The following is a 16,646-nucleotide window of genomic DNA, read 5'->3' as shown; positions in this document are numbered from 1 at the left end:
CAAATGCCTTGGTGGTTCTGGATCCTGTTGTGGATCGCGCTCATAGCCCTTTCGTTGCTCCTTTTCCTGACATTGGGGTACCGCTTATACAGGAAATTCATGGCAACTGTTCATGAATTGTCTGCCGCGGGTAAACGTTTCAGCAATCTTTCCCCAGCTCCGGAAACCTCCGACGTTGAGGCCGCGGAACCGCGGCCCGAACCGGGGTCCGCGATTTTTGCCTCCCCGGATCAGATGCGTCATGATTACCTGACGGCCAAAGCCTTCCGCCAGGAAGATCGTCGTCAGCGGCGCGTCAAGCGCAAAGCCGAGCGGGGTCAGCCGCAGTCCCTGCACGACATTGAATTCAGATAGACGTAGGATGTATCCAAAAGGAAAGGACCTCCCCACATGAGGCTCGAAGGCTGGCATCTCATCATCATCATCGTCCTCGCTCTGGTGCTCTTTGCAGCGCCGAAGCTGCCGTCCATGGCGCGCAGCATCGGGCAGTCGATGCGTATTTTCAAGTCTGAAGTCCGGGAGATGAAGAAGGACGGTTCATCCGAGACCAAAGATTCCCAGGACGGGTCCGACGCCGTTGAAGGCAAGGTTGTGGGCCACCCGGACGTCACCACCAAGACCAACGGCGAGACTGACGTACCGCCCTCTAACCGCGTCTAAAGAGAAGTGGTAGAAACGAAGGGGCGCAAAGCCAACCCCGAAGCCCGGATGGCGCTCCTGGATCACCTCAAGGAGCTGCGAAACCGGCTCTTCAAGGCTGCAATCGGCGTCATAGTGGGCACAGTGGTGGGCTTCATCGTCTACCAGCCGCTCCTGGAAGCATTGATCAAGCCGATCAAGGACCTCAACGAAAAAGAGGGCCGGGCTGCCACGCTGAACTTTGATGGCGTGGCCAGTTCTTTCGACCTCATGGTCCAGGTTTCGGTCTTCCTCGGCGTTATTCTTTCAAGTCCCGTCTGGATATACCAGCTCTGGGCCTTCATTGTTCCGGGCCTCCACAAGAAGGAGCGGCGCCTGGCGCTATCCTTCGTGGCAGCAGCGGTTCCGCTGTTCGTCGGTGGTGTCCTGCTTGCGTGGCTGGTGCTGCCCAATGCTGTTCGAGTGCTGACCGACTTCACTCCCGTGGGCGGTTCAAACTTCATCAGCGCGGAAATCTATTTGGCCTTCGTCCTCCGGCTCCTGCTGGCCTTCGGTATCGCCTTCCTGGTACCGGTGGTCCTGGTGGGATTGAATCTGGCCGGAATCGTCAAGGGCAAGCAGCTCGTCAAGAGCTGGCGGATCACCATCTTCCTGGTGTGCTTGTTCGCTGCGATGGCTGCCCCCGGCGCTGATGCCATGAGCATGTTTTACCTTGCAGCGCCCATGCTGCTCCTGTTCTTCGCGGCCATTGGAGTCTGCCTTCTGAACGACCGTCGCCGTGAGCGCCGGGCCATCAAACGCGCAGCCGAGACTGAAGCCACTGCAGACATCGCAACCCCGGCCACGGATCTGGAGAATCTCTAGACCTCGGCCCACTAGGCTTGATGCATGTCCTCTATTTCCGGGTCTTCATCTCCATCAGACCGTTACCAGGCGGCAGCCCAGCGGGCAGCTGAGTCAAAAACTTATCTTGGTGCGTTCTCCCGCTCCTTGGACTTCGAACTGGACGACTTCCAACGTGAAGCGTGCAGGTCGCTCCAGGAGGGCCGCGGTGTCCTGGTAGCAGCTCCCACGGGTGCGGGAAAGACGATCGTTGGCGAGTTCGCCATCTACCTGGCCCTGGAACGGGGGCTCAAAGCCTTTTACACCACACCCATCAAGGCGTTGAGTAACCAGAAGTACTCGGAACTGGCGGCAAAATACGGTTCGGCCAACGTTGGCCTGTTGACCGGCGATACCACCATCAACGGCGAAGCTCCCGTGGTGGTCATGACCACCGAAGTTCTTCGGAACATGCTCTATGCCGACTCTGAAACCCTGGGAGACCTGGGCTTTGTGGTGATGGACGAAGTCCACTACTTGGCGGACCGTTTCCGCGGCGCCGTGTGGGAAGAAGTCATCATTCATTTGCCCAGCGAAGTGCAGGTTGCCTCGCTGAGTGCCACAGTTTCGAATGCCGAAGAGTTTGGCGCATGGTTGGACACCGTACGGGGCGATACCGACGTCATAGTCTCCGAGCACCGCCCTGTACCCCTATGGCAGCACGTCATGGTGGGCCGGGAAATAGTGGATCTCTTTGCAGGCGACACCACCTTTGACGAGATCGCCCCCCAGGCGCCGGGAGCACAGGAAACCGAGGTCCCCGACCTCAGCGAATCAGACGAGGTTCAGGCCGAACCCCCCACCACGGATCGTCGACGCATCTCCGCCAAGCGCTCCGCAGCGAACACAGCCCGCCAAGCGGTCACCGGCCCCGAATTCGAGGTCAACCCGGACCTGCTGGCCATGGCCCGCTCAGAGAGCCGGATGAACATGAATGGCCGGTTCGGACACGGGGGGCGCAGCCGCCGGCGTCAGGACCGCTACCGTGATGAACGGCAGCATACAGAGCAGCGTAGCCCTGTCCGGAAGGCCAGCCGCCCCCAGGTCATCGAGAGCCTCAGGCGCCAGGATCTCCTGCCTGCTATCACGTTCATTTTCTCCAGGGCCGGCTGTGACGCAGCCGTAGCCCAGTGCGCATCATCGGGACTGTGGCTGACCACTGAGCAAGAGCAGCAGATCATTGCCCAACGGGTTGATGAGGCCAGCCACGAGATTCCGGCAGACGACCTCGACGTCCTCGGATTTTGGGGTTGGCGTGACGGACTCATCAGGGGCTTCGCCGCCCACCACGCGGGAATGCTTCCAACCTTCAAGGAAGTGGTGGAAAAGCTCTTCGCCGACGGCCTGGTCAAAGCCGTCTTCGCCACCGAAACCCTGGCCCTTGGCGTCAACATGCCCGCACGCTGCGTGGTGTTGGAAAAGCTGGAGAAGTTCAACGGTGAGGCACACGTCAACATCACCGCGGGGGAGTATACCCAGCTGACCGGACGCGCCGGCCGCCGAGGGATCGACGTCGAAGGCCACGCAGTGGTGCTGTGGCAGCCAGGGACTGATCCCGCCGCCGTTGCCGGCCTCGCGTCCCGACGAACCTACCCGCTGAACTCCAGTTTCCGGCCAACGTACAACATGAGCATCAACCTGATTGCCCAGTTCGGCCGGGTCAGGGCCCGTGAAATCCTTGAATCTTCTTTCGCTCAGTTCCAAGCCGACCGTTCCGTGGTGGGGCTTGCGCGGCAGGTTCGTGGGCGTGAAGAGTCGCTGGCAGGCTATGCCAAATCCATGCAGTGCCATCTGGGCGATTTCACAGAGTACGGAAGGCTTCGGCGGGAACTCAGCGACGCTGAGAACTTTGCCGCCCGCGACCATCAGCGCGCCCGGAAGTCCCATGTTGCCGATTCCCTCACACGGTTGATCCCTGGCGATGTAATCAACATTTACAGTGGTCGGCTGGCAGGACATGCAGTGGTGCTGGAGGTGGACCGCAATGCCAGGGAACCGCGGCCTTCAGTGCTCACTTCTGACAACCAGCTGCGACGCATCGGCGTTCACGACCTCGACGGTCCGGTGTCGCCTGTAACACGTATCCGCATTCCGAAATCCTTCAACGCCAAAGTTCCCAAAGCCCGCCGGGACCTTGCCTCGGCCATGCGGCACGCAATCAACGAAGACGCTCCCCATAGCCGGAACAACAGCAGGCACGAAGACTTCGGCCTCGGGGCCCGCCTGCCGGATCAGGAGAAGAAAATTGCAGATCTTCGACGCGCGCTGCGTGCCCATCCCTGCCACGGCTGCAGCGAACGCGAAGACCACGCCAGGTGGTCCGAGCGTTGGTGGAAGTTGCGCAGGGAAACCGACGGCTTGGTCCGGCAAATCCAAAGCAGGACCAACACCATTGCCAAGACGTTCGACCGGGTCTGCGATGTTCTTTCGGTTTACGGTTACCTCGAAACCAACGACGCCGGACACGCCACCATCAGCGCTGATGGGCAAAGGCTCCGGCGGATCTACGGTGAGAAGGACCTGCTCATCTCACAGACCGTCCGTCGCGGCGCCATTAACGACCTCGACGCCGCTGAACTGGCCTCGCTCGCCAGCATCCTGGTGTACCAGGCCAAACGGGAAGACCGTGGGCTACGGCCCAGAATGCCTTCGGTTTCCCTGGAATCGGCTGTAGACATCGTCATCCGTGAATGGTCGCAGCTCGAAGATACCGAGGAACGCAACAGGCTGCCCTTGACCGGCGAACCCGAGCTGGGTCTGATGTGGCCCATGTACAAGTGGGCCAAGGGGCGCCACCTTCAGGATGTGCTCAACGGAACCGACCTCGCCGCCGGTGACTTTGTCCGGTGGGCCAAGCAAGTGGTGGACCTTCTGGACCAACTGGCCAAAATTCCGCAACTGGACCCGCGTTTGGCTCGCGTCTGCCGGGAGTCCATTGATCTGGTCCGTCGCGGCGTGGTGGCTTACTCCACCGTGGCCTAGCCGGCCTTTCCTGATAGCCGGCTTTTCCTGATAACCAGCCCCTTTCCTGATACACAGTTTCAACGCTCAAGGAGCACAACGCATGAACCAGCCAGGCGTGCCAGCCGGCCCGGAACGCAACGCCAAAGACCGCAAGGTCACCATGTACCGCAATGGTTCGATCTATACCGCAGCAGATCCCTTTGCCACCGCAATGGTGGTGGACGGAGATACCGTAGCTTGGGTCGGCTCCGAGCAGGCGGCCACCTCCATCGCTGACTCCTCCATGGAGATCATTGACCTCAAAGGGGCCCTGCTTGCGCCGGGCTTCGTCGATTCTCATGTACATCTCACGGAGACGGGCATTGCCCTGGCCGGGCTGCAGCTCGCCGGGGTACGTTCAGCCAGGGAACTGCTCGACGCCGTTGCCTCCGCCAGCGGGGCTGGCACAGTTTTAGGTCACGGTTGGGATGAGACTGTGTGGAACGATTCCACGCTCCCCACTTTGGAAGAGATCGAAAGGGCTGCCTCTGGACGGCACGTCTACCTTTCGCGCATCGATGTCCATTCAGCCCTCGTTTCATCCTCGCTGGCTGCGGCAGCAGCTCTGAACAACCTCGACGGTTTCTCCGGGGAGGCCCGCGTGGTCCGGGAGGCGCACACTGCTGCCCGGCGTGCCGCCCGCAATTTCCAAGAGCATCAGCGGCGCAGCTACCAGGAATTGGCCCTGCGCGAAGCTGCTTCCCACGGTTACGTTGCCTTGGCCGAGATGTCCGCGCCACACATTTGCGGGCCTGAAGATCTGATGATGGCCGCGTCATGGAACGGGCAAATGAACACACCTGAGATTCTTCCGTACTGGGGCGAGCTTGCCACCTCACAGGACCACGCACAGGCCATTCTGGACAGCTTGGGAACCAAGGTTCTGGGCCTTGCCGGTGACCTGAATATGGATGGTTCCATCGGATCCCGTACGGCGGCCCTGGTGGACGACTACTCAGATGCAAGCGGCCAGCGCGGCAGTTTGTACCTTTCCGTGGACGACGCCGCCAAACACCTTGTGTCCACCTCCCTGCTGGGAATCCAAGCCGGCTTCCACGTCATTGGTGACGCCGGCCTGGGTGCTGTGCTGGATGCATTTGACGCCGCAGCGGCCGAGGTGGGGGAGCAGCGTGTCCGGGCGGCCGGCCACCGCCTCGAGCACGTGGAGATGGCGGACCAGTCCGCAATCGAGCGCTTGGCCAAATTCTCCGTGACGGTCAGCGTTCAGCCAGTCTTTGACGCCGCCTGGGGTGCTGCAGGTGGTTTGTACGCACAGCGTTTGGGTGACCGCAGCCGGAGCATGAACCCCTTTGCCGCCTTCTACGCGAGTGGCGTCCCCATAGCCTTCGGTAGCGACAGCCCGGTAACCCCGCTCCGCCCATGGTCAAGCGTTCGGGCGTGTTTGGAGCACAGTAACCCGGACCAGAGAATATCTGCCCGGGCGGCTTTCCTGGGACACACGCGTGCCGGGTGGCGGGCTACCAAGCATCGGAACCCACTGATGGGGCAGCTGGTCCCGGGCGCTCCTGCCAGTTTCGCTGTCTGGGAAGTGGAGGAACTGATGGTGCAGGTAGCTGACAGCCGTGTGCAGTCATGGAGTACAGATCCCCGGGCACGAACACCTCTTTTGCCGGCACTGGACACCGGCAGCGACCCCCGATGCCTGCAAACGGTGCGCGAGGGTCAGGAGTTGTTCGCCCACGAGTCACTCAGGATCTGACGAAGAGGGCCACCATCCGCGGATGTGGTTGACACCACATCCGCCAAACGGGCCCTGGTAGTCGTCCTATAATGGAGAGTTGCGCCAGAATGCCAGCCTTTGGGCTGCTCCGGCACACTGACCGCTCCATCAAGGAAAGGCCTCTTCTTGCGTGTCCTGACGATCATTCCCACCTACAACGAGCTGGAATCGCTCCCCGTGACCTTGGGGCGGCTGCGCGCCGCAGTGCCGCACTCCGATGTCCTGGTGGTCGACGACAACAGTCCTGACGGCACGGGAAAGCTTGCCGACGACTTCGCCGCAGAGGACAGCCAGGTACATGTCCTCCATCGCAAGGGCAAGGAAGGCCTTGGAGCTGCCTACATCGCAGGCTTCAAGTGGGGTCTTGCCGCAGGCTATGAGGTGCTGGTGGAAATGGACGCCGACGGTTCCCATAAGCCTGAGCAGTTGCCGCTTCTCCTTGACGCCGTTGAGGGCGGGGCGGATCTTGCCATGGGCTCACGATGGGTTCCCGGTGGCAGCGTGGTTAACTGGCCGCTTTACCGTCAGGCAATCTCCCGAATTGGCAGCACCTATGCCCGCATCATGCTGGGCGTCAAGATCAAGGACGTCACCGGGGGCTACCGTGCCTTCCGCCGCAGTACGTTGGAGGCGTTGAACCTGGACGAGGTGGAGTCGGTTGGCTATGGCTTCCAGGTTGACCTCGCGTGGCGGGTGGCCAAACTTGGGCTCCGCATCGAAGAGCGCCCCATCACTTTCGTCGAGCGCGAGCTTGGGGCATCGAAGATGAGTGGCAACATCGTGGTTGAGGCAATGATCAACGTCACGAAGTGGGGCCTCGCATCACGGTGGGCAAAGCTCACCCGCAAATCACCTGCAGTAGCTAAGTAAGCCTGCTTCCAGCACGTAAACGCTATCTCCAGCACAAAGAAAGGCCGGGTTCGACTTCCGCAAGGGAAGCCGGACCCGGCCTTTTCGGTGGTCGTATTTTCGACAATCCACCAACTATGCGGAGCGGCGCTCTCCGCGGCGCTCACGCAGGATGTTGAGTCGGTCCTCAAGGATCTGCTCCAGTTCGGGGAGGCTGCGGCGCTCCAGGAGCATGTCCCAGTGCGTGCGGACAGCTTTCTCGTTGGCATCCACAGGACGCTCGCCGTCAACCAGCAGCGCTTCCTTTCCGGTCTTCGAAACCCAAACGGGGGGAATTTCTGCCTCGGAGGAGAAGGTCACAAAGACCTGCTCGCCATCCTCGCAACGGTACTCGACCCGCTGGCGCGGTGCCGGTTCAACGCCGGATTCTGTTTCCATGCTTTGGGCGCCAAGACGCATACCCCGCAGGCTGCGATCGCTCATGATTACTCCCTCTGTCTGTTCGCGGAGCAGGAACCCCGCGCTAGCCGTAAGCCGTTTTCACGTTCCTTACGGACTACTTCTGCACACCTTGCATCACTAATTGCAACGCCTGGCCAAGCTTTTATGTTCCATCCACGCTGAACCAGCCGGACAAATATCCCATTATACGCGGATCGTCGCCCACTACTCAAAAAATGCCACAAACAACGAACGGCCAGCCCGAGTGGGCTGACCGTTCGCTGTCACCGTACGTGGCCTTATTCAGCCGGCCGCGGCTGTTGGTGCGCTCCCTCAGGCTCGGGCTTCCTGGTTTCTTCAGCGCCGCCGAAGAGGCCAACCGGGGAATCCCCGTTGTTCCCTCCGAGTGCGCCGCCGATGCCCTTGAGTGCTTCGCCGACTTCACTGGGAATGATCCACAGTTTGTTCGAGCTCCCCTCGGCGATCTTCGGGAGGGTTTGCAGGTACTGATATGCAAGGAGTTTCTGATCCGGGTTGCCCTTGTGAATGGCATCGAAGACCTTCTGAATGGCTTGGGCTTCGCCGTCCGCCCTCAGGATGGCTGCCTTGGCGTCACCTTCAGCTGCAAGAATGGCTGCCTGCCTCTGGCCTTCTGCAGTGAGGATCTGTGACTGCTTGGTACCTTCAGCAGTCAGGATTGCTGCACGACGATCCCGCTCTGCGCGCATCTGCTTCTCCATGGAGTCCTGGATGGAGTGGGGCGGATCAATCGCCTTCAGCTCCACGCGGGAAACACGGATTCCCCAACGACCCGTTGCTTCGTCAAGCACGCCGCGCAGCTGACCGTTGATCTGGTCCCGGGAGGTGAGGGCTTCTTCAAGGTTGAGCCCACCCACCACGTTGCGAAGCGTGGTGGTGGTCAACTGCTCCACGGCCTGGATGTAGTTGGCGATCTCGTAGGTTGCAGCCCGGGGATCAGTTACTTGGAAGTAAACAACGGTGTCAATCGAGACCACCAGGTTGTCCTCGGTGATCACCGGCTGAGGCGGGAACGACACCACTTGTTCACGGAGGTCGAGCAACGGCAGGAGCCTGTCGACGAACGGGATCAGGATGGTTAGCCCCGGGTTGAGTGTCCGCTGGTACTTGCCGAGGCGTTCAACGACGCCGGCGCGTGCCTGCGGGATGATCCTCACCGAACGGACCAACACGATGATGACAAAAATGACGAGAACAATCAGCACAATTGCTGCTGCTGTTCCTCCTAAGCCGTCCATACATCTCCTTCATTCCCCAATTGCGTGGTTTGATGCGGCTGAACGCGGGCAGGCTGCCCGCATCGGCAACTGCTTAAATTCAAAGGCGCGCCTTAGCGCGGGCTGTTCTCGGCAGGCGAGGCTACTACCGCCGTCGCACCGTCAATCCTGGTGACCTGAACTGTGGCACCGGCGTCGAGAACACCGGCCGTGCTGCGGGCGCTCCACACATCGCCGCCGATCTTGACCAGTCCGCTGGTTCCGCTCACGGCTTCGATGACCAGGGCAGGCTGACCAATGAGCCGGTCTATGTTGCTGCGCTGTTCCGCCGGCCCCTTATGCAGGTGCTTCATGGCCACAGGACGGACAAAGACAATCATCAGGAGGGAGACCACGGAAAAAATTACGATTTGAAGCCAAAAATCGGCACCCGCGAAGTCGGCGATCAACCCGGCCAGGGCTCCGCCGCCGAGCATGATGAAGAAGAGGTCCAGGGTGAGCATCTCCACCACTGCGAACGCGAGGAAGACCGTGAGCCAGAGAGCCCACCAATTCTCGCCGAGCCATTCAAACATCATTTCCCCCTTGGTCCCGGATCCCGCGGACGGGATCACAGTCGCTGTTCTTCCATCCTAGCCCGAGGTTCCGGGCCACGTCAGGACACGGGGAATTCGCTGATCCTGAACTTCGCCGTGGTGGACACCAAACCTTCCAACGCTGCCAATTCCGCCAACTCTTCACGCTGGAGGTGGTGTCCGGCCGGACCCATGTAGGCGAGGTCGGCAACCTCGGATCCGGTGAGGCTCAAGGGAAGGTCAAGGCTATGGCTGGTGCCAGGGTCAAAATAGTCCCGCATGGAGTCCAACAGTCGCTCTTCCTTGCCGGCTTCAATGCCAAGCATGCCTGTCCGGCCCGCGATCTCGGCAAGGTGGCCCGGCCGGGGCGTCACAACAATCAAGGAGCCGCCGGGACGAAGCACGCGGGCAAACTCTGCGGGGTTTCGCGGGGCAAAGACAACTGTCACCACGTCCGCGGTGTTATCCGCCATGGGCAGCGGACGCCAAACGTCCCAGACAATATTGGCGGCCGCAGGATTCAGTCGGGCGGCGCGCCTTAACGCGAATTTGGAGATGTCCATGGCTATGCCCGCTGCCCCTGACCTCTCAAGGACCGCGTGCAGATAGTGGCCGGTGCCGGTGCCGGCATCCAGAACCAGGGCACCTGGACCCTTGAGTGAACCAGCAGCAGCTTCTGCAACGGCCGTGGCGAGGCCGGAGTAGTGACCGGCATCGAGGAACCTGTACCGGGCGGCCACCATGTCTGCCGAATCAGCTTCGAAGACCGTACCCTTGCCTGTCAGCAGGTTGAAGTAGCCCTGCTTGGCGGCGTCGAACAGGTGCCCGGCCTCACAGGCAAGCGTCGGCTGCCCGCCATCCCTTAGCTGGAGCGTCCCTCGGCAAACAGGACAGCGGAGGGCGGCAACGGCATGGGAGAACATGGCTCCAATCCTACGGCGGGCGGAGTGTCTGGGGCCCGGGGCACCACTGCCGGGCTAGGCTCACCATCGTGAAACCCGAGCAACTGCACCTGCTGAACTCCCTGTCCGCCCCGGCGATCCACCCCGACGGCACCAAGGCGGTGGTCTCCGTCACGAGGCCCGATTTTGATGCCGACAGCTACGTGGGTCAGTTGTGGAGCATCCCCATGGACGCCACCAAGTATTCGCGACGCATCACCCGGGGCTTCAGGGACACTTCTCCGGCGTTCTCTCCGGATGGCCTGGTTCTTGCCTTCCTGAGGTGTGAACCGGACGGTAAACCACAACTGTTCGTCGTGGAAGCTGCCGGCGGCGAGCCGCAACGGATCACAGATCAGCATGCCGGCGTGGATGGATTTGTGTGGGCACCTGACTCCCACCGCATTGTGTTCCAAGCCCGCGTTCCGGAACAGGGGCGCTATGGAACGGTGGATGGCGTCACCTCCGGCGGAGAAGACGCCCGATTGATCGCCTCAAATCAATACCGGATGAACGGCCTCGGCTACACCGGGGACCAGCGCCTGCAGTTGTTCGTCGTCGAAGTCCCGGAGCTGGGTGGAGAGCCGGCAGTCGCTCCCCGCGGTAGGGCCGCGCGCGAACAGCCTGCGCGGCACGTGACAGGAATCCCTTCTGCACGGCAGGTCACCTTTGGTGACTCGGACAATGAGTCGCCCTGCTTTTCAGCTGACGGCTCGCACCTTTACTTCACCGCCGCTCTCCATGAAGGACACGACGACGACCTCGTCACCTCCATCTATCGGGTGGACGCCGACGGCGGCCGGCCAGCCGCCGTCGAACCTTTGAACAAAAGCCTGCAGACTGTCACTGCTGTTCGGGCCTCCACTGATGGCCGTTGGCTCTTCTACACGGCCCAGGACCTGGGTGGGACCGGCAAGGACTTTGTGGCCCGCAATGCCGTTCTGTACGCCATGCCTGTTGCCGGGGGAGAGGCGGCGGCGCTCACCGATGTGGACCATTTGGACGTCTCGGGACCTTTGGAACCCAGCGGACCGGGCAGCGTACTGGTGCTGAATACAGCAATGGGGAGCGTGGAACTGCTCAATATCACGGCAGATGGCGTGATCACCCCCTTGGTTTATGGTGCCAGGGTAGTTACCGGGGCCACAGTGGCTGCCAACGGGGAGATCGCCGTGAGTTTCTCCGACGCCGCAACCGTAGGCGATGTCGCCTCCATGGAACGCGGCGAGATGCGCCTCCTCACGGACTTCTCAGCCCACTTGCGCAACAACTCCCGGGTGGCGGAGCCCCTGGACTTCGAAGCCGAATCCACCGATGGTCATCCCGTTCACGGTTGGGTGGTATTCCCCGAGGGACCTGGCCCCCACCCCGTTCTCCTCACCATTCACGGTGGCCCCTTTTCCCAATACACCGGGTCGTTCTTCGACGAAGCCCAGGTCTACGCCGCCGCCGGTTACGCGGTTCTCATGTGCAATCCGCGGGGATCATCCGGTTACGGGCAAGCCCACGGCCGGGCAGTCAAAGAGCGCATGGGGACTGTGGACATGCAAGACGTCCTGGCATTCCTCGACTCAGCATTGGCCTCGTTTGCTTCCTTGGACAAGGACCAAGTGGGGATCATGGGAGGTTCCTACGGTGGGTACCTGACCGCATGGACCATCGCCCACGACCACCGCTTCAAAGCCGCGATCGTCGAGCGCGGTTTCCTGGACCCCGTCAGCTTTGCAGGGTCGGCTGATATCGGGTGGTTCTTCGGGAACGAATACATCGGAGGAACAGCCGAGCAGATGGCGACCCAAAGTCCCATGGCGGTTGTTGCGCGCGTAGAGACACCCACCCTGGTGATTCACAGTGAGAACGATCTCCGGTGCCCCGTTGAACAGGGCCAGCGCTACTACGCGCATCTGAGGGCAAAGGGTGTGGACACATCCTTGTTGATCTTCCCGGGGGAGGATCACGAGTTGTCACGCTCGGGCACGCCACATCACCGCCTGCAGCGCTTTGAGCACATCCTCCGTTGGTGGGCAAAGTATCTCCCAACGGGAATCAATCGCCTGGACGATTAGCCAGGGTCAGCGAAGGAACCCCAGAGACCGGCGTGCCTCGTCAATTTCCGGAGCCGACCAGCGGGCGGAGTGCTCGGCGTTGCTGGACAACGACCGCAGTTCTGCCCGGTCCAGGTACAGGACGCCCTGGAGGTGGTCAGTTTCGTGCTGCACGATGCGGGCTTGCCAGCCGGAGAACCACTCTTCCACGGGCTCGCCCGCGGAATTGGTGTAGCGCAACTCCACGTTGCGGTGGCGTGTCACAACAGCCTGGTAGCCGCTGACGGAGAGACATCCTTCATAGAACGAGGCCGTCTCCGTTCCGAGTGCGCGGTACTGCGGGTTGATGACGGCGAGGAATTCCAACTGTTCCCTGTGTCGCACGGCAGCTGACTCCGGGTCCACCGGGTACTTGTCCTCCAGTACGGCAAGCTGCAAAGGAATGCCCAGCTGAGGGGCGGCCAGGCCAACTCCCGGTGCGTCATGCATGACAGCCCTCATTTGCTCCAAGAAGGCCGTGAGCTCGGCATCGTCAATCTGACCGTCGTAGGGCGCTGCCAGCTGGCGCAACACAGGGTGTCCGGCCTGCACTATGGGCGGAAGCCCTTCAGCATCCAGCAAACGGCGGACGGCGTCACGTATGCGGATGGGGTTGTAGTCCGTGGCGGGGCTCGTGGCCTCAGGATGAGGTTGGTGCGTCATACAGTGAGCCTAACGCGCAGTGAGACATTCCCCAGCGTGAGCTAGGCTCGACGAATGATCGATTCCACCCCTTTGGATTGTGTACTCGGGTTCGTTCGAACTGTTGAAGCCGGCGGCGGTGCTGCTGAGATCCGGCCCTTCCTTGCTGACGATTTCAAACTCACGGAGTGGCCGCACGCCTTATCCAAAACAGGCTCAACGCGAAACCTTGCCGAGACGTTGGCGGGCGCAGACCATAGCAAGGACATCGTCTCCCGTCAGCGCTTTGACGTGGTTCGCGCAACGAGCCAGGACAACCGCGTGGTGCTGGAGATGAACTGGTCCGCCACCTTGCTGCTGGACCTTCCTTACTGGGATCGCGGAGACACCATCCGGGCCAGGAGCACCGCGGTGTTCGAGCTGCGGGACGGGCTGATCATCAGCCAAGACACGTACGACTGCTATTACACGAGCCCTGAATAGCCGAGGCCCCGGATCCGCCAAGGCCCCGGACCAGCTAACGTCCGCACCCGCTAACGCATGGTGAAACGCCGTTCCACGAACCCTGAAATCGCCGGCACTTCCAAGGCACCGGCGAAAAATGCGTTCCTCGCAGACATGGCTTGAGGCCATAATGGCCTTCCCAGAGCCATGTTCAATCCGGCCTGATGCGAGGCGCGCAGTGCTGCCTTCCTGCGCGTCTTCTCGAACTCTGCCAGGTGACGCCCAACATCGGCACCCCGAAAGGATGCATCCACTATGGGGGCCAGCGCCGCGGCATCAAGCCAGCCCAGATTCATGCCCTGCCCGCCAATGGGACTGATCTCGTGGGCAGCGTCGCCAAGCAGCACCACCCTGCCATGAACCATACGGTGAGCCAGCCGCGACCGAACGTCGAAAGCACTGAGCATCGAGTTGCCGGCAACATCAAGTACCTCGCCCGTCCTGTGCGCCACCACATCAGCCAGCCCGCCCGCCGTCGGGTCCCTTTCGGGCGTACCCAACCTCACTACCCACCTGCGGACATCATGTGGGAGTGGGAACGACTCCACGATTCCTTCGGGCTCCAAATACAACACGGCGTCTGAGCCATGACCGGTGTTATCCGGGAAATCCCCCATGAAGTAGCAGTCCGGATAGCTCCGTTCCGGCAGGCCCGGCTGGTAGCGCCGACAAATGCGCGAGTGAGCTCCGTCTGCAGCAATCACTAACCGGCTACGGAACTCCCGGATGCCATCGGGACAATCGGCGATGGTGCGCACGCAATCGAGGTCTTGCGCAATCTCCTGGACATCAGCACCCCGGACAACGGCCCCGGCATCCAGGTTCCGAACCGCCAGCTCCAGGACTTCCTCGGTGACCGTCTGCGGCACGGCCAGAATGAAAGGGAAGCCGGAGTCGCCGTCGAACGCCAGCTCGGCCACGCGTCGCCTCCGGCTGTAAGCGACGCCCCGGGTGATCTGCACCCCCGCTGTTATCAATTGACCGGCAATTCCCGCCCGTGCCAGCTCCGCCAGCGCCGACGGGTGAATACCAATGGCCCGTGAACGGTTGCTCCTGGTGCTCCGGCGCTCCAGAATTCTGACCCGATGCCCCCGTTGGAGCAATAGCAAGCCCATGAACAGGCCTACCGGCCCGGCGCCAACAATCACGACGTCAGCCACGATCCTCCTCGTGATCGTGGACGAGCAGATGGTGCCACGGTCCGTTTCTTTCCACCGACCAGGAGCCCGGCACGGCAGCTCTCAGTTCTTCCGCGGTGTAGCTGCGCCTGATGGACGTCAATCCATCCCCGCAGATGTACGAGCCAACGCCCAAAGGCCAGAAGCCTGCCAGAAACAACAGGTAAGAGATGTAGCTGCGGTTCAGGTCGTTGTGGAGACAAAGGCCACGGCTCAACGACTCGGAATCATGGAGGACGGCCCGCAGTTGCCCGGAATCGAGGTGGTGAAGGATGTGGTTTGAAATGACGACGTCGAACATCCGGCCTTCAGCCACGAGCTCGGAACTGTGCGCCTTGCGGTACACCACACCCTCCACCGGGGCTGTTCGGGATGCAAACGCGAAAGCTCTTTCATCAGGATCGATGGCTGTAACTGCCAGCTGGAAGCCGTCCCGTCTGGCCCACCTTGCCAGGCTCCTCGCCACGTCCCCGCTGCCACATCCGATGTCCAGCACTGACACTGAACTTTTCCCGGCCAACATCGGACGGAGGCGGCGACGATACGTTCCCCGCCATCCGGACAACAAACTGTTCACCACCGGAAAGCGGGCGTAGGTCCTGCGCAGCCGCTTGGGGTCGCAGTCGTCCCTGTCCATCTCCTCGACTGCCTCCACGTCCCTTGACTTGAGGGACCCCCATGGACTCACAGGGCAGGGGAGACCAGCGTGAAGAGTCCCGTTTCCACCGTCAGGCCCGGGCCGAATGCCATGGAACAGATCCGTTCCTCGCGTTCAGTTGCCGGCTTCTCCAGCATGTACTTGAGCACGAACAACACGGTGGCACTGCTCATGTTGCCGAATTCCCTCAATGTCTCCCGTGCGGGCACCAGCTGCTCTTGCGTCAGTTCGAGTTTGGACTCCACTTTGTCCAGGATGCTTCGGCCGCCGGGGTGTATGGCCCAGTGGGTTATGTCCCGATACGGCCGGCCGGCCAAGGACGGTTCCTTGGCGAGCAGCGGGGCCAGGGCACCGGTGATGTGTTCTTCAATAATGTGCGGGACGTACGATCCCAGCACCATTTCGAATCCTTCGTCGCCAATGTTCCAGGCCATGGCTTCTTCACCTACCGGGGTCAGTACAGTCTCGAAATGATCGAGCCTGATGGTTGGTTCCGGTCCGGAAAGCTCACGCGCGCTCACGACGGCGGCTGCCGCGCCGTCGCCGAAAATCGCAGATCCCATGATCGTGTCCGGATCATTCGACGTCCTGACATGCAGGGAGCAGAGTTCTGCGCAGATCACCAGGACTACCGCGGTTGGGTCGGCAACGCAGAACTGCTTGGCTGCTTTGAGGGCCGGAAAGGCTGCATAGCAGCCCATGAATCCCAAGTGGTACCGCTGCACAGCGGGATTGAGGCCCAAAGCCCTCACTACCTTGTAGTCAGGACCCGGATTGAAGAAACCTGTGCAGGAGACGGTGATGACGTGCGTGATGTCATCCAGGTCTATCCCGGGCGCCCCGGCCACTGCAGCCTTGCCGGCTTCGACGAACAACTTGGTGGCTTCAGTTGCGAAGATCTCGTTCCGGACCTTGGTGCTGGGGCTCAGGACACGGTTGGTTTCAGGGTCAAAGAACAGCGGATTTTCGGGATGGGCGTCGAGGCTCAGCTCAGCAACCGCGGTGTATCGGGTGTCTATGGCTGCTGAGTCAAAGCAGGTACTGACGAGTCGGGTACCCAGCCTCGTCAGTCCCGGCTGCGATGCAAAAACGTCTCGGGCCTGCTGCTGGACAAGGATGGTTTGCGGAACTGCGGTTTCAAGGGACCTCATGTATACCGGCATGCTTCATTCTTAGCGAGTAAACCTTGGAAGACAATGGCAGAATCGAAGCTACTGGCCGAGGGTGGTCAGTGAGAGCCAGGCGACGCCGAC

At 61.3% G+C, this 16,646-nt stretch carries 16 protein-coding genes; 8 read left to right on the top strand and 8 right to left on the bottom strand.

Annotated elements, in window-relative coordinates; genetic code table 11:
* Window positions 1–3: 3 nt before the first annotated feature.
* From BACI9J_RS09650 to BACI9J_RS09625, 6 genes are all read left to right on the top strand, one after another.
* Window positions 4–354: a hypothetical protein gene (locus BACI9J_RS09650; protein ID WP_159734179.1), complete on the top strand. Its 351-nt coding sequence runs from the start codon at window positions 4–6 to the stop codon at window positions 352–354.
* Window positions 355–390: 36 nt separating this feature from the next.
* Window positions 391–660: a Sec-independent protein translocase subunit TatA gene (gene tatA / locus BACI9J_RS09645; protein WP_159734178.1), complete on the top strand. Its 270-nt coding sequence runs from the start codon at window positions 391–393 to the stop codon at window positions 658–660.
* Between the two features lie 6 nt (window positions 661–666).
* Complete coding sequence (gene tatC / locus BACI9J_RS09640; RefSeq protein WP_159734177.1) at window positions 667–1,503, top strand: twin-arginine translocase subunit TatC; 837 nt, start codon at window positions 667–669, stop codon at window positions 1,501–1,503.
* A gap of 24 nt (window positions 1,504–1,527) precedes the next feature.
* Window positions 1,528–4,503: a DEAD/DEAH box helicase gene (locus BACI9J_RS09635; protein ID WP_159734176.1), complete on the top strand. Its 2,976-nt coding sequence runs from the start codon at window positions 1,528–1,530 to the stop codon at window positions 4,501–4,503.
* A gap of 82 nt (window positions 4,504–4,585) precedes the next feature.
* Window positions 4,586–6,244, top strand: a complete 1,659-nt coding sequence (locus BACI9J_RS09630) for an amidohydrolase (RefSeq protein WP_159734175.1) — start codon at window positions 4,586–4,588, stop codon at window positions 6,242–6,244.
* Between the two features lie 147 nt (window positions 6,245–6,391).
* Entirely contained in the window at window positions 6,392–7,135 is a 744-nt protein-coding gene (locus BACI9J_RS09625) for a polyprenol monophosphomannose synthase (protein WP_159734174.1), read from the top strand.
* Window positions 7,136–7,249: 114 nt separating this feature from the next.
* On the opposite strand, the gene BACI9J_RS09620 is transcribed toward BACI9J_RS09625, so the two are convergent.
* From BACI9J_RS09620 to BACI9J_RS09605, 4 genes are all read right to left on the bottom strand, one after another.
* Window positions 7,250–7,597, bottom strand: coding sequence for an RNA polymerase-binding protein RbpA (locus BACI9J_RS09620; protein WP_011774875.1), 348 nt, complete (start codon window positions 7,595–7,597; stop codon window positions 7,250–7,252).
* Between the two features lie 257 nt (window positions 7,598–7,854).
* Entirely contained in the window at window positions 7,855–8,832 is a 978-nt protein-coding gene (locus tag BACI9J_RS09615; RefSeq protein ID WP_159734173.1) for an SPFH domain-containing protein, read from the bottom strand.
* Between the two features lie 92 nt (window positions 8,833–8,924).
* Window positions 8,925–9,386: an NfeD family protein gene (locus BACI9J_RS09610; protein WP_159734172.1), complete on the bottom strand. Its 462-nt coding sequence runs from the start codon at window positions 9,384–9,386 to the stop codon at window positions 8,925–8,927.
* A gap of 80 nt (window positions 9,387–9,466) precedes the next feature.
* Window positions 9,467–10,309: a methyltransferase domain-containing protein gene (locus BACI9J_RS09605; RefSeq protein ID WP_159734171.1), complete on the bottom strand. Its 843-nt coding sequence runs from the start codon at window positions 10,307–10,309 to the stop codon at window positions 9,467–9,469.
* 68 nt (window positions 10,310–10,377) lie between these two features.
* Between BACI9J_RS09605 and BACI9J_RS09600 the strand changes: the two genes are divergently transcribed.
* On the top strand, window positions 10,378–12,393 hold the full coding sequence (locus BACI9J_RS09600; protein WP_159734170.1) for a S9 family peptidase: 2,016 nt from the start codon (window positions 10,378–10,380) through the stop codon (window positions 12,391–12,393).
* A gap of 6 nt (window positions 12,394–12,399) precedes the next feature.
* On the opposite strand, the gene BACI9J_RS09595 is transcribed toward BACI9J_RS09600, so the two are convergent.
* The gene (locus BACI9J_RS09595) at window positions 12,400–13,074 is read right to left on the bottom strand and encodes a peptide deformylase (RefSeq protein WP_159734169.1); all 675 of its coding nucleotides are present in this window, start codon (window positions 13,072–13,074) and stop codon (window positions 12,400–12,402) included.
* A 54-nt stretch (window positions 13,075–13,128) separates the two neighbouring features.
* Between BACI9J_RS09595 and BACI9J_RS09590 the strand changes: the two genes are divergently transcribed.
* Entirely contained in the window at window positions 13,129–13,536 is a 408-nt protein-coding gene (locus BACI9J_RS09590) for a nuclear transport factor 2 family protein (RefSeq protein ID WP_159734168.1), read from the top strand.
* Window positions 13,537–13,586: 50 nt separating this feature from the next.
* Here the strand turns inward: BACI9J_RS09590 and BACI9J_RS09585 are convergent, their stop codons facing one another.
* From BACI9J_RS09585 to BACI9J_RS09575, 3 genes are read right to left on the bottom strand one after another with little or no spacing between them, the layout of a single operon-like run.
* Window positions 13,587–14,717, bottom strand: coding sequence for an FAD-dependent oxidoreductase (locus BACI9J_RS09585; protein WP_159734167.1), 1,131 nt, complete (start codon window positions 14,715–14,717; stop codon window positions 13,587–13,589).
* Window positions 14,710–15,423, bottom strand: a complete 714-nt coding sequence (locus BACI9J_RS09580; protein ID WP_159734166.1) for a class I SAM-dependent methyltransferase — start codon at window positions 15,421–15,423, stop codon at window positions 14,710–14,712. The genes BACI9J_RS09585 and BACI9J_RS09580 overlap by 8 nt, the downstream gene beginning before the upstream one ends.
* Window positions 15,420–16,556 carry a type III polyketide synthase gene (locus BACI9J_RS09575; protein ID WP_159734165.1) on the bottom strand — a complete coding sequence of 379 codons (1,137 nt, stop codon included), beginning with the start codon at window positions 16,554–16,556 and terminating at the stop codon, window positions 15,420–15,422. The genes BACI9J_RS09580 and BACI9J_RS09575 overlap by 4 nt, the downstream gene beginning before the upstream one ends.
* Window positions 16,557–16,646: the final 90 nt, after the last annotated feature.

It is taken from the genome of Arthrobacter sp. 9V, from assembly GCF_902506065.1.
Taxonomy (GTDB): Bacteria; Actinomycetota; Actinomycetes; order Actinomycetales; family Micrococcaceae; genus Arthrobacter.
The sequence above is the reverse complement of the archived record's forward strand: the minus strand, read 5'-3'. Positions and strand labels throughout refer to the sequence as shown.

What these genes read in the sequence shown, in the direction of transcription:
- BACI9J_RS09650 (WP_159734179.1), top strand. Translation starts at nt 4, where the DNA reads ATGCCTTGGTGGTTCTGGATCCTGTTGTGGATCGCGCTCATAGCCCTT.
- tatA (WP_159734178.1), top strand. Translation starts at nt 391, where the DNA reads ATGAGGCTCGAAGGCTGGCATCTCATCATCATCATCGTCCTCGCTCTG.
- BACI9J_RS09635 (WP_159734176.1), top strand. Translation starts at nt 1,528, where the DNA reads ATGTCCTCTATTTCCGGGTCTTCATCTCCATCAGACCGTTACCAGGCG.
- BACI9J_RS09630 (WP_159734175.1), top strand. Translation starts at nt 4,586, where the DNA reads ATGAACCAGCCAGGCGTGCCAGCCGGCCCGGAACGCAACGCCAAAGAC.
- BACI9J_RS09620 (WP_011774875.1), bottom strand. Translation starts at nt 7,597, where the DNA reads ATGAGCGATCGCAGCCTGCGGGGTATGCGTCTTGGCGCCCAAAGCATG.
- BACI9J_RS09615 (WP_159734173.1), bottom strand. Translation starts at nt 8,832, where the DNA reads ATGGACGGCTTAGGAGGAACAGCAGCAGCAATTGTGCTGATTGTTCTC.
- BACI9J_RS09610 (WP_159734172.1), bottom strand. Translation starts at nt 9,386, where the DNA reads ATGTTTGAATGGCTCGGCGAGAATTGGTGGGCTCTCTGGCTCACGGTC.
- BACI9J_RS09605 (WP_159734171.1), bottom strand. Translation starts at nt 10,309, where the DNA reads ATGTTCTCCCATGCCGTTGCCGCCCTCCGCTGTCCTGTTTGCCGAGGG.
- BACI9J_RS09595 (WP_159734169.1), bottom strand. Translation starts at nt 13,074, where the DNA reads ATGACGCACCAACCTCATCCTGAGGCCACGAGCCCCGCCACGGACTAC.
- BACI9J_RS09590 (WP_159734168.1), top strand. Translation starts at nt 13,129, where the DNA reads ATGATCGATTCCACCCCTTTGGATTGTGTACTCGGGTTCGTTCGAACT.
- BACI9J_RS09575 (WP_159734165.1), bottom strand. Translation starts at nt 16,556, where the DNA reads ATGCCGGTATACATGAGGTCCCTTGAAACCGCAGTTCCGCAAACCATC.